9 protein-coding genes are annotated in these 12,847 nt (G+C 39.9%); 7 read left to right on the top strand and 2 right to left on the bottom strand.

The features are described 5' to 3' along the window. Positions 1-59: 59 nt before the first annotated feature. Genes BMY50_RS12245 through BMY50_RS12215 form a run of 7 tightly spaced genes read left to right on the top strand, consistent with a single transcriptional unit; the run spans position 60 to position 10,127 of the window. The gene (locus BMY50_RS12245) at positions 60-3,449 is read left to right on the top strand and encodes a SusC/RagA family TonB-linked outer membrane protein (RefSeq protein WP_093324608.1); all 3,390 of its coding nucleotides are present in this window, start codon (positions 60-62) and stop codon (positions 3,447-3,449) included. Between the two features lie 20 nt (positions 3,450-3,469). After that, complete coding sequence (locus tag BMY50_RS12240) at positions 3,470-5,017, top strand: SusD/RagB family nutrient-binding outer membrane lipoprotein (RefSeq protein WP_093324605.1); 1,548 nt, start codon at positions 3,470-3,472, stop codon at positions 5,015-5,017. A gap of 24 nt (positions 5,018-5,041) precedes the next feature. Further along, a complete protein-coding gene (locus tag BMY50_RS12235; RefSeq protein WP_093324603.1) occupies positions 5,042-6,301 on the top strand; it encodes an amidohydrolase/deacetylase family metallohydrolase in 1,260 nt (419 codons plus the stop codon). A gap of 39 nt (positions 6,302-6,340) precedes the next feature. Then, positions 6,341-6,802 (top strand): RidA family protein, encoded by a 462-nt coding sequence (locus tag BMY50_RS12230; RefSeq protein WP_093324600.1) that lies wholly within the window; start codon positions 6,341-6,343, stop codon positions 6,800-6,802. A gap of 16 nt (positions 6,803-6,818) precedes the next feature. Then, on the top strand, positions 6,819-7,751 hold the full coding sequence (locus tag BMY50_RS12225) for an RraA family protein (RefSeq protein ID WP_093325775.1): 933 nt from the start codon (positions 6,819-6,821) through the stop codon (positions 7,749-7,751). A 27-nt stretch (positions 7,752-7,778) separates the two neighbouring features. Beyond that, on the top strand, positions 7,779-8,897 hold the full coding sequence (locus BMY50_RS12220) for a bile acid:sodium symporter family protein (RefSeq protein WP_202907825.1): 1,119 nt from the start codon (positions 7,779-7,781) through the stop codon (positions 8,895-8,897). 12 nt (positions 8,898-8,909) lie between these two features. After that, complete coding sequence (locus tag BMY50_RS12215; protein WP_093324597.1) at positions 8,910-10,127, top strand: aminotransferase class V-fold PLP-dependent enzyme; 1,218 nt, start codon at positions 8,910-8,912, stop codon at positions 10,125-10,127. Positions 10,128-10,195: 68 nt separating this feature from the next. Here BMY50_RS12215 and BMY50_RS12210 read toward each other — a convergent pair whose 3' ends face one another. Both BMY50_RS12210 and BMY50_RS12205 read right to left on the bottom strand, forming a co-directional pair. After that, positions 10,196-11,791 carry a solute:sodium symporter family transporter gene (locus tag BMY50_RS12210; protein ID WP_093324593.1) on the bottom strand — a complete coding sequence of 532 codons (1,596 nt, stop codon included), beginning with the start codon at positions 11,789-11,791 and terminating at the stop codon, positions 10,196-10,198. A 2-nt stretch (positions 11,792-11,793) separates the two neighbouring features. Next, positions 11,794-12,831 (bottom strand): GntR family transcriptional regulator, encoded by a 1,038-nt coding sequence (locus BMY50_RS12205; RefSeq protein WP_093324590.1) that lies wholly within the window; start codon positions 12,829-12,831, stop codon positions 11,794-11,796. Between the last annotated feature and the right edge of the window lie 16 nt (positions 12,832-12,847).

Here is a 12,847-nt window from a genome sequence, read left to right as displayed (position 1 = left end):
TTTAAGGCAATTGGAGTGGAAGCTTATTGTCCAAATTTTAACCATCTAATTAATGAATTATGAGTGTCAACCTGAAAAAAGCTGATTATATAAGAATCTTTGCTCTAGGTTTATCCCTTTTCGTGGGGAGCATTTTTATGGCTTATTCCAAGCAACCCGAAATTAAACTAAGTCTTACCAAGCGCATATCTCTGTCGATTAAGGGTGAGACCTTAATAAATGCTCTGAAACTAATTGAAAGTAAGGCTGATATAAAATTTATTTATTCCAAGCAAGTTGTAGATCTAAATCAGGTAGTTTCAATAGAAGCGAATCAACAGCCTTTACAAAAGATATTCGATGAATTACTAAGTGCTCATAATATCACCTATAACGTAATTGAAAATCGTATCGTATTGGCTCAAAACGAAAAAAATGCCATTCCTCAAGACATAGATATAAAAGGAACCGTTACCGATGGAAAAGGGCAAGCGATACCTGGTGTAAGTGTACGCCTAAAAAACTCAACAAAGGGAACCGTTACGAATGCGGAAGGCAATTATGTATTGAAAGTTACCAATACCGGGGAACTTGAATTTAGTTATATGGGATATGTAACACAATCCATCACTATCAATGGTAAAAACATTGTTAATGTACAATTATCTGAAGATAATCAGGCGCTTAATGAGGTTGTTGTGACTGCTTTGGGGATTTCTAGATCGAAGAAAGCACTTGCGTATTCAGTAGCAGAAGTGGGCGGTGAACAGCTTACACAGGCAAAAGAGGTGAATGTGGCGAATGCTTTGGTTGGTAAAGTGGCTGGTGTAGACGTCTCAGGAATGGCTACGGGACCGGGCGGATCAAGTAGAGTGATCATACGTGGAAACGGCTCATTAAGTGGAAATAACCAACCTTTATATGTGATTAATGGAATGCCAATGGATAATTCTACCCCTGGCGGAAGTACAAGCTCAGGAGGAATGGGGTGGAATATTGACCGTGGTGACGGTATTGCGGGCATAAACCCGGATGATATTGAAAGTATCAGTGTACTAAAAGGAGGTCCTGCCTCCGCCTTATATGGTTCACGTGCGGCTAATGGAGTGATTCTTATTACCACCAAAAAAGGTATTGCACAGAAGGGTATAGGTATAGAATTTAATAGTTCGTCTACATTTGAACGCCCGTCTACTTACCCGGAGTGGCAATATGAATATGGGCAGGGTGTTGATGGGAAAAAGCCGACGACTCAGGAGGAAGCGATTGCTACTGGAAGACTGTCTTATGGAGCAAAAATGGATGGTTCACCTTATGTCCAGTTTGATGGCGTTGAAAGACCATACTCACCAGTTACTAATAATCCTAAACAATTTTATGAAACTGGGCAGACCTATATTAATTCTTTAGCGCTAAATGGCGGAAATGAAGCGGTCAGGTATCGAGCGAGTGTGTCAAACACCGATGCGCAAGCCATTGTGCCAAACTCTACCTACAAAAGATTGACGACCAATATGTCTGTAAATGCTAACATAGGAAAGAAATTACATCTAGAAGCGGTGTCACAATACAATTACGATCATGGTAAAAATAGGCCAAAGGTAGGTTATGCAAACGATAATGCTGCTTGGGCAGTTTATATGCTTGCCAATACGGTAGACATTATGTCACTAGCGCCCGGTTATGATGCAAATGGTAATGAAGTAAGGTGGAACCCTGTTGCTGAAGCTCCAAACTCATGGTTTGTGGTTAATCGTTATGAGAATAGCGACAAAAAAGATCGTTTCATCATGCAAGGTAATTTGCAATATGATATTTTAGATAATCTATTTATTAAGGGGAGTGCAAGTCGTGATTTCTACAGTTCTGAAAGTGAGGCGATCCAGCCTACGGGCACCGCCTTCCGACCTTTAGGTTCTTACGAGAGCCTTAAGGCAACTTCATCAGAAACTAACTACATGTTAACCCTGAATTACAATACTACTTTCAATGATTTTAGCCTATCTGCTATGGGGGGTGGTAATATTCAACGAAATGAATATGATTTAACCACTATTGCGGGAAGTGAATTTACCGTTCCGTATTTCTATAGCTATACGAATTTAAATATTTTAACAACAACCCCTCTTTATCAAAAAACAGGTATCAACTCCCTTTTTGGTTCTGCCGATATAGGCTATAAGGGACTGGCCTACCTGACCTTCACGGGCCGTCAGGACTGGTTCTCAACATTGAGCTCACAGAATAACAGTATATTTTATCCTTCTGTTGGAGGAACGTTGGTGTTATCAGAAGCGTTGCATATGCCTAAGGCCGTCAGTGGTTTGAAGCTCCGTGGTTCGTGGGCGCAAGTTGGCGGAGCGACACCAACGGCTTATATTTTGAATGAAACATATTCTATGGTGCAAGGTGGCCATAATGGGCGTCCCGTTCAAGAGCTTACTTCAGATTTAGTAAATAATCCGGGCTTAAGACCATTAACTTCTACTACGTACGAATTTGGTGTGGATGCCCAATTTTTTGATGGTCGTTTCGGTGCTGACTTAACTTTCTATAATCGTAAAACTACCGATGATATTGTAGAATCCAATATTTCGCAAGCTTCGGGCTATAATAGGGCACTACTTAATGTAGGTGAATTAAACAATAGAGGAATAGAAGTTTTATTAAGTGGTAAGCCTATTAAGACGGAAAATTTCAATTGGGATGTAAGCTATAATGTTTCGTATAACAAAAGTGAGATTCAGCAACTTGCAGATGGATTAGACGCTATTGTGGTGGGTGACGGTGTTGGTGGAGGTAGCATACGTAACGTAGTGGGCAGGCCCTACGGTGCTTTATGGGGATATAGAAAATTAACAGATCAGAATGGTCAGACGGTATATAACGCGGAGAGCGGCTATGCCGTTCGTGGTCCACTTGAAGAAATAGGACAAGGGGTGCCTCCGTTGATAATGGGACTTAATAATACGTTTAGCTATAAAGACTTCTCGCTGAATGTGCTCATAGATGGAAAATTTGGGGGGATGATGTATTCTAATCTTTATCAGTATGCTTATCGGTTCGGTTTGCCGACAGAAACACTGCCCGGTAGAGAAGCCGGTTTAACAGTTACAGGAGTAGATCAAAGTGGTGCCGCTTTCAGTAAAACATGGGAGCCAAAAGATATTGATACTTATTATGATAATGACAAATTTTATACATCCATGTTCATGTTTGACAATGATTTTGTCAAACTACGGCAAGTGATATTGTCTTACAACCTGCCGATAGAGAAATTTCATTGGGCAAAATTGCAAGGAGCAACGATATCGCTAGTGGGGCGGAATCTTCTTACACTCTACAAAGATAAACGCAATAAATACTTTGACCCAGAATCAAGCTATACCAATAGTAATGCGCAGGGCTTGGAAGCATTTGGTGTTCCTCGTACCAGAAGTTTTGGTGTAAATCTTATCGTAAAATTTTAATCATTAAGACCTTAGATAATATGAAAAGATTCTTTAAACATGCATTTATTTTCTCTTCGCTTTTGATCCTATCAGCATGTGATAAGGGGTTTGAAGAGATGAACGTAAATCCTAATGCCTCTACCACGGTGGTGCCCGAATATATGTTTACAAAGGCGCTTTTAGATGCTGTAAGCGTAAATTATGCAGGCAGTGCCTATCTTACAATTGGTGGGGCGATGCAACAAACGGCTACCTATAAAGAAGTACCAGCTGCGGGCGATAAATATTTTAATGAAACGCAATCATATGGTAGTTGGGATGCATATGCTACCGCCGTTATTGAGATCAAGAAAGTTATTGAAGGCGTTTCTTCTAATCCTAATGATATCAATAAGCTTTCTATTGCGCGTATATGGCAAGTGTTGATTTTTCACAGATTGACTGACCTGTATGGAGATATTCCCTATACGGCAGCCGGTTTAGCCTCAGATAGCCAAAGTTACACACCGAGTTATGATGTACAGGCAGATATTTATAATGACCTTTTGAAAGAACTAGAAGAGTCGGCCTTAGCTTTAGATGCCAGTTTTCCATCGTTTGGGAATGGTGATTTAATATACGGTGGAAATATTACGAGATGGAAAAAATTTGCGTATTCATTGATGCTGCGCTTAGGTATGCGCCTAACAAAAGTTGCTCCTGACCTGGCGGAAGAGTGGGTGAGAAAAGCTATTGCCGGAGGCGTTATTACGAATGATAATGAATTGGCTCGCATTCAATATGTGGACGGTTCACAAGTGGCGCAGCGGAACTTTATTGCTACGGCATTATTGAATACTGATTACTTAAATCCACAAGCAGTAGACAATATTGAAGGAGGAAAATTAGCTAAAACATTTATTGATCATCTGCAAAATACGCATGATCCGAGACTCAATGCCATCGCAGTTGTATGGGTACGGAATGCAACAGGAACTTATGTGGCAGATACCACCAGTTCTATCCAAAAGGGTATGCCAAATGCGGCGTTTAATTCATTCCCTGCTGACTTTGCTACTTATTCTGAACCCCACCCGAACACTATTCTGCGATTTGATGCCCCGCATTTGGTATTAACGAATGCTGAAATGAACCTCCTATTAACGGAGGCTGCAATAAGAGGCTGGTATGATGGTGATCCGGCGCAGACTTATGAAATCGCTGTGCGCGCGGGAATGAGCCAGTGGGCTTTGTTTGGTCAAGATGGTGAAATCAGTCGTGATAGAGTCGACTATTATCTAAAACAACACCCTTATAATGCTGCCGGAAGTATGGAAGAACAATTAGAGTTGATATATACTCAGTTATGGGTTTCACTGTTTTTGCAGGATGAATATGAAATTTTTGCGAATTGGAGAAGAACGGGCTATCCACGCTTAACGCCAACAAATTACCCAGGTAATTTAACTGGGGGAACAATTCCCAGACGTTTTGTGGTACCACTTACAGAAGAAAGTTATAATCGGGAGAACTACATGGAAGCCATGCAAAGGCAAGGAGGAACCAATGCGTTGACGAGCCGGGTATGGTGGGATGTTGCAAATTGATTTAAATAATTAAAAAACTATAAAATGAAATCCTATATTGCTTTTATAAGTTTCCTATGTTTATGCTGGTTTAGCGGCTATACCCAGGAATATGCCATATTAATAAAAGGTGGGCACGTGATCGACCCTAAGAATAATATCGATGAAATAATGGATGTTGCTATTAATGACGGCAAGATAGTAAAGGTAGGCAAGCAGATAGAAGGAACGGCTTTACAGACCGTTGATGCAAAAGGTTTATATGTAACCCCAGGATTAATAGATATCCATACGCATCATTTTTTTGGGACGGAGCCATATAACTACCTTAGAAATAGCTTTACCGCCTTACCTCCAGATGGTTTTACCTTTCGCGTTGGTGTAACCACAGTAGTAGATGCAGGCAGTCCTGGTTGGAAAAGTTTTCAAACTTACAAAGATCAAACCATTGATCATTCTAAAACAAGGGTGCTGGCTTTCTTAAATATCATTGGAGAAGGTATGCGTGGCGGCGCTTATGAACAAGATTTGAACGATACAGACCCCAAGATGGCGGCACTTGTTGCCAAGCAGAACCGTGATTACGTGGTAGGATTTAAAGTTGCGCATTTTGAAGGACATGATTGGACGATAGTAGACCATGCGGTAGAAGCGGGCGAACGTGCGGGCGGAATACCTGTTATGGTAGACTTTGGAGGGAGCAATCCGCCGCTTCCTTTAGACCAATTATTACTTAAACACCTGCGTAAAGGCGATATTTTAACACACTGCTTTGCGCAAATAAACGGTCGCGAATCTATTGTAGATGTTACAGCAAACAAAGTCAAGCCATTTGCTTGGGAAGCCAGAAAACAGGGGCGCTATTTTGATATTGGTTATGGGGGTATCAGTTTTTCTTTTTCGCAAGCTATACCAGCTATTCGCGAAGGCTTTTATCCAGACGCTATTAGTACCGATATACATACCGGTAGTATGAACAATGCCATGAAAGATATGCTAAGCGTTATGTCCAAATGTCTGGTAATGGGCATGAGCCTTCAGCAAGTTATCGCTGCAAGTACTTGGCAACCAGCCCAGATTATTAAACGCCCAGCATTAGGAAGTTTAAGTGTAGGCTCGGAGGCCGATGTGGCGGTTTTGGGCTTACAAAAGGGAGACTTTGGTTTTTTTGATTATACCGGATTTAAGATTGCAGGCAAGGAGAAGCTAGGTTGTGAAATGACCATTAGAGCAGGGGAGATCGTATATGATTTGAATGGAATAGCAAACCCTGTAGTATTCCAAAAAAAAGGAAATCATCATTAAATACAATAATTCAATTTTAAACAATTAAACAAATTTATTATGAAAACAGAAAGAAGATCGGTTCTAAAACGATTATTCACTTCGTTAATTGGAATTGCAGGGGCTAGTACCATTGCAAAAGCGGCCGTTAGTACCTCGACAACTGAAAAGGAGGCCTTCAATGTTACCAAACACCAAGATGTACCCTTGTTCTCAGGATCCACGAAATACAATGGGTTAATCTTCGTTGCAGGTAAGGGTGCACATTTCGATGGAGACATAAAAGCACATACAGACCATGTATTGAAAGAACTTGAAACTGAGCTTAAGAAAGCTGGCTCGTCTATGGAAAAAGTGCTGAAAGTAAATGTGTATCTAGCAGACTTAGGCGACTATAAAAGCATGAATGAAGTATACAAGGGGCGTTTCGGCAACAAACCTCCTGTTCGCACCACCGTGGCAACTTATGGAGGTGTACCGGGGGATTCATTAGTAGAGATGGACTGTATAGCCTATGTTTAAGAAAAGCAAACCTTTTATGAACCTGATTAGCAAACTGTGGTGGTGCTTTTGCTTATGCTTTTTTGCTGGAAAGTCAATTGTTTTTGCGCAGCATATTCCGAAGGAGGAGTTATTATTCTTAACAGCCGAATGGAGTGGGGCACGATTTGACGATGGCCGCCCAAAAATACCTGATGAGCTCATTACGCGTGCACGTGCCATTGGTTTTGATGACGCATGGACCATTTTAAGAAATGAGGGATATAATAACCAATTTGAGCAAGGATGGCAAATGCTACATGAGGATGCCCTGATTGCTGGGCGGGCACTTACAGCCATGTATATTCCCAGCAGACCCGACGTTGAGAAATCTATTTTAACGCGCGGACACAACCAAGGTAAAAAGGGTAATACCAATTCATGGCCAATTGATTTATTACAGAAAGGCGACGTATATGTAGCCGACGGATTTGGTAAGATTGCAGGGGGTACATTGATTGGTCAAACGCTTGGAAATGCCATTTTTAATCGTACTGGAAATGGAGTTGTTTTTGACGCAGCGGTGCGGGATTTTAATGGTTTAAAAGAAATAAAGGGTTTTAATGCCTTTGTAAGAGGCTTTCATCCTTCATTTCTCGAAGAATCTATGCTGATAGGGATTAATACGCCCATAAGAATAGGGAAAGCGGTTGTTCTTCCAGGTGATCTGGTACTTTCCAATAAAGAGGGAGCTTTGTTTATTCCTGCCCACTTGGCTGAAAAAGTGATTGTTACGGCGGAATTTATTCAGTTAAGGGATGCCTTTGGGAATGAACGGATTAAATCGGGTACTTATAGCGTCGGGCAAATTGATAATCAATGGGACGATCAAATTAAAAGTGATTTTTTGTCGTGGTTGAAACAGCATGAGGATCAAGTGAAGATGAGTAAAACGCAGCTTGATGAGCTGATGAAAAAGAGGACCTGGTAATAATTAAACCTTTTAATTGAAAATAACGTGAAAATAAGTGTTTTTTATAAAGGTGCTTTGGTTGTCGCGCTATGCTGTGTCTGTTTAAGCATCTTATGTTACCTGTTTAACATCCAGCATGCAATTGGCATTTTAGTAGTGCTGTTTTTCTTATCCACCTCATTAGCTTTTAGGGGAATTAACTTATTAAAAGGTTATGCCTATTCGCTGCTCATCTTCGCGATGGTAAGTCTTGCGCTATTTTATCCTCAATATTTTTTGACGATAAACGGCTTTACGCTAGCCAATTTAATAACCCCTTTAATCCAACTCATCATGTTCGGTATGGGAACCGCTATGAGCGTGCAAGATTTTGTAGGGATAATTAAACATCCTAAAGGGGTCTTTATTGGCGTATTCAGTCATTTCCTTATCATGCCTTTAATAGGGTATACCTTAGCTAATTTAAGTGGATTTCCGCCGGAGATCGCTGCGGGGATTATCTTAATTGGATGTTCTCCAAACGGTATGGCTTCCAATGTAATGTCTTATATGGCAAAGGCAAATCTCCCGCTGTCTATTACCATTACGGCAGTATCCACCCTATTATCACCTTTGGTAACACCTTTACTTATGAAAGCCCTAGCAGGAGCATTTGTAGAAATTAACCTACTCGATATGATGTGGGATATTTTAAAAATGGTGATTCTGCCGATCGGGTTCGGTTTACTCTTTAATAAGTTGTTGCATGGAAAAATAGCGTGGTTAGATCATTTTATGCCGAAAATGTCTATGGGTGGCATCGCCTTGATCATTGCCATTATTACAGCTGCCGGGAGAGACAGTTTATTAAGTATCGGTCCTCAGCTGATCTTATTGGTTTTGATTCACAATTTATGCGGGTATTTATTTGGATATGGTTGTGGTAGACTATTTAAAATGACCGAAAAAGATTGCAGAACGATGGCCATTGAAGTTGGTATGCAAAATGGTGGTTTAGCTTCGGGTATTGCTAAAGAAATGGGAAAATTGGCCACTGTAGGTTTAGCACCAGCAATTTTTGGTCCGCTTATGAATATTACAGGCTCGCTATTAGCTTCTTACTGGCAGCAAAAACCTTTGCCGGAAGAAAAAGTGACAGCCTTAAACGTTGATGTTAAAAATTAATTAACAATAAAAATGAGAAGACGAGAACTACTTAAATATTTATCAGTTATGCCTGCTAGTAGTATGCTAAGCAGGTATGTAGAAGTTGATAAGCATGTGTTTGCACCCGTTCCTGGAATAAATCGAAATCTATTTGAGGAATTGGGAGTACGCACATTTATTAATGCTGCGGGAACGTATACAGCAATGACAGGTTCATTGATGCGTGCCGAGGTTATGGATGCCATTAATAGCAGCTCCCTTGAGTTTTGTATGCTCGATGAGCTACAGGATAAGGTAGGAGAGAAGATAGCAAAACTAGTTCATGCTGAATCTGCGGTGGTAACTGCAGGTTGTTTTTCTGCTATGACATTAGGTTTAGCAGGCGTCTTGACCGGTGTTAGTGAAGAAAAGGCTACACTTTTACCTCATTTGGAAGGCACAGGATTAAAATCGGAAGTGATCTGCCAAAAAGGGCATAATATCGTGTATAGCCATGCACTTAGAAATACGGGGTGTAAGATTATAATGGTAGAAACTGTCAAGGAACTAGAAGACGCTATTAACGACAAGACTGCACTGATGTTCTTTTTAAACGTGCAATCTGATCAAGGAAAAATAATGCACCAAGAGTGGGTGGACATCGCTAAGAAGCACGGTATCCCGACCCTAATTGATATAGCGGCAGATGTTCCTCCTGTTTCGAATTTATGGAAGTTTAATGATATGGGCTTTGATTTAGTATGTGTTTCTGGTGGAAAAGCCATTCGTGGCCCGCAAAGTGCCGGACTTTTAATGGGTAAGAAAGCTTATATACAAGCTGCAAGAGTGCATATGCCTCCTCGCGGATTCAATATTGGTAGAGGGATGAAGATTAATAAGGAAGAGATTGTGGGGATGTATGTAGCATTGGAGAAATTTATGAGCCTTGATCATGATAAGGAATTTGCTATGCAAAGGGCTCAGGTAGACTTAATTGCCACTGCAGCTAAAACCGTTAAAGGTGTGTCGACTGAAATTAAAGTTCCCCCGCTAGGAAATGTTACACCTACTTTACATATCTCATGGGATAAAAATCTTGTTAAGACAAGTGGCAAGGAATTGCAACAAAAATTAAGAGGAGGACAACCCTCCATTGAGATTGGTGGCAGTGAGGAAAATAAGATTGTTTTAACTGCCTGGATGTTGAAGCCAGGGCAAGAGGAGATTGTTGCTAAAAAAGTGAGAGAAGTTTTAAGTGCGGCTGTTTAGCAATGTATTGGTGCCATCTATTTAAAAGGAAAATAGCCTATTCGTGCTATTTTCCTTTTAAATAGAATTCATTTAGCTATACCCCAAGGAGAGAAAAGCAAATAAATTCCCACCATCATTAAAAGTAAGATAAGGGAGGCCCAATGCCTGTTTTGCCAAGCAACCAGGTTAGCGGTGTTTTCAAATTGATATTTTTTGCGTTCTTGTTTAAGAGGATAGATTTTTCCTATCAGTAGCATTAGTAAGACAGTAAGGGTGAAAAGTATCGCCAAAACATGTAGGTAGTGGAGCTGTAATTGTATGACATATTCACAAAGAAAATACACGAGCATAAAAAATAATAATCCAATTTTAGCAGCTATTGGTGGTACCTTTTTGGTGAAAAAACCCACTACGATGATGGTAAAAATAGGTAAGCTAAATAAACCGGCAACGCGTTGTAAATAGGTATAAAAGCCACTGTCTACAAACAAAATAAAAGGAGCAGAGAACATGGCAATCAAAGATAATAGCATTTCAAATCGCCTACTAATGCGTATAAGCTTTAGATCGCTCAGATTGACACCTTTTCTTTTAGAGAATGGTAGGTATATATTCATTACAAATAAAGTGCTGCTACTATGTAATCCGGCATTATAAGTAGTAATGGCTGCACCAAACAAGAGCGCTACCGTTACTCCCTGTAATATATTAGGCAATACATCCGAGGCAAGTAAAGGAAAAATAGCCGCAGTATTGTCTACATTGGTGTACAAGTGAACAGCAATCAGTCCCGGCAGATTAATTAGAAGAGGCGTGAATAATTTAGCAAGGGCTGCTAAAGCCATCCCCTTTTGTGCCTCTTTTAAACTCTTGGCAGCCAGTGTTTGCTGAATTATATATTGTTCAACGCCCCAATAATAGAGATTAACGAGGAGCATCCCTGTGAAGATAGTGCCAAATGGAATGGCATCATTAGCGGAACCTATTGCATTTAAATGGTCGGTGTGAGTGCTTAATAGTTGTTTAATGCCACTTAATATGTTGCCATGCCCCAGGTGATGTAGCGAAAATACCGGAAGTAGGATCGCTAGTAGAAGTAAACCAAGACTTAGCAAGGTATCAGATATACTGATGGCCCTCAATCCACCTAAAATAGTATAACCTCCTCCAATGAGCCCTAATATCCAGACCATGACCCAAATGCATTGCCAGTAGGAAAGTCCCCATATTTCCTGAAAGTTAAACATTCCTGTGAGGGCGACAGCACCTCCATAAAGTACGGGAGGAAGGAGATTAACAGCGTAACTGAGTAAAAAAATAATGGAAACCATCTGTTTGGTTCCCGAATCGTATCGGAGAGAGAGGAAATCTGCGGTGGTAATCATTCCCCCTCTTAAGTAAACAGGTAAAAAATACTCCGAAACAATTAGCATGGCAAAAACAGAGGTAACACCCCAAGCCATTACAGACATGTTGTTGATATAGACAGATTCATTCTCCCCAATAAATTGATTGGCACTCAGATTAGTGAGTAGAAGAGAGCTTGCAACGATTAGGTAATTATTGTTTTTTCCTGCAAAAAAGAGACCCTTAATAGTCTTTAAATTAGTGGACTTTGTTTTATACCAGGAAATTACAGCAACTAAAAGTGTGCAAACAACGAAGCTTAAAAAGGTAACCACTTTTACAATGATTTGCGTGGATATAATACAGTGGGTATTATAACTTGTACTTTTTCTCTTTTCTTTATAAAAGTAGCTGCGAGCTGACCCATTCTTTTAAAATCGGTTGAAAAGGTGGTAATACCGCCTGCCAAAATTTCCTTAATCACATCATCATTATGGGCCAAAACAGCTAGATCTTTTCCCAGTTCCCAATTTTTGTCCATTACGTCTTTAAGTATCGCATATAGTTCAGGGTTATGTATGGTAAAGTACACAATATGTTTTTTGATGGTGCCGGGTTTGTAATTTGTTTCGATTTTTCCATTTAAACCAGTTTTCTTTAAGAACTTTCTGAATGATTTGACAATTTCCTGTGGTTCTGCCGTATTCTTTCTAAAGAAAAAAATAATCTCTTTATAGTTAGAAAGCTTGTTTTTTAATTCGTTAAAAATCTGATAAGAGGAATCCTCAAATTCCTGAACGATGTAAGAATAATCCGTACCCAAATTAATATATCGATCTATAATCAACAATTTAAATGGCGGGATACTTATTAATAGTTCTTTTATTCTTTCGGAAGGAATTGGTGCAACAATATATAACCCATAGTGCCCCACTATTCGGTTAAATATCGCTTCGAATACTTCAGGATTATTATGATGAAAGTAAAGGTCAACCTGTGTATCGCTACCCAGGTTTTCCTTTAAATGTTGATACAGTGTTTCCTGAAAGGTGTCGAAGGCATACATAAGCAAAGCCACTTTCTGTTGTTGCTTGGTGTTTTCACTGATTACAAAATAGGCTTTTCGATTTTTTGATGCGATCACACCACGCTCTATAAGTTCCTTATAAGCTTTTACGATGGTTTCCCTTGCATATCCGAGTTCTTTTACCATGTTATTTACAGAGGGTAAAACATCGTTCGCATTAAGATTTCCTGCATCAATTGCATCCAAAACTCCTTGCACAAGCTGTTCATGTTTAGAAAGTGATTGGACATGTTCCAGTGAACGGATTTTTTCAAAAATGAGAGACTGATCGTGTGGTTTGTTATTCATTGGAACCTATAATTGA

Origin of the sequence: Olivibacter domesticus (assembly GCF_900109575.1) — a bacterium.
GTDB lineage: Bacteria > Bacteroidota > Bacteroidia > Sphingobacteriales > Sphingobacteriaceae > Olivibacter > Olivibacter domesticus.
The sequence above is the reverse complement of the archived record's forward strand: the minus strand, read 5'-3'. Positions and strand labels throughout refer to the sequence as shown.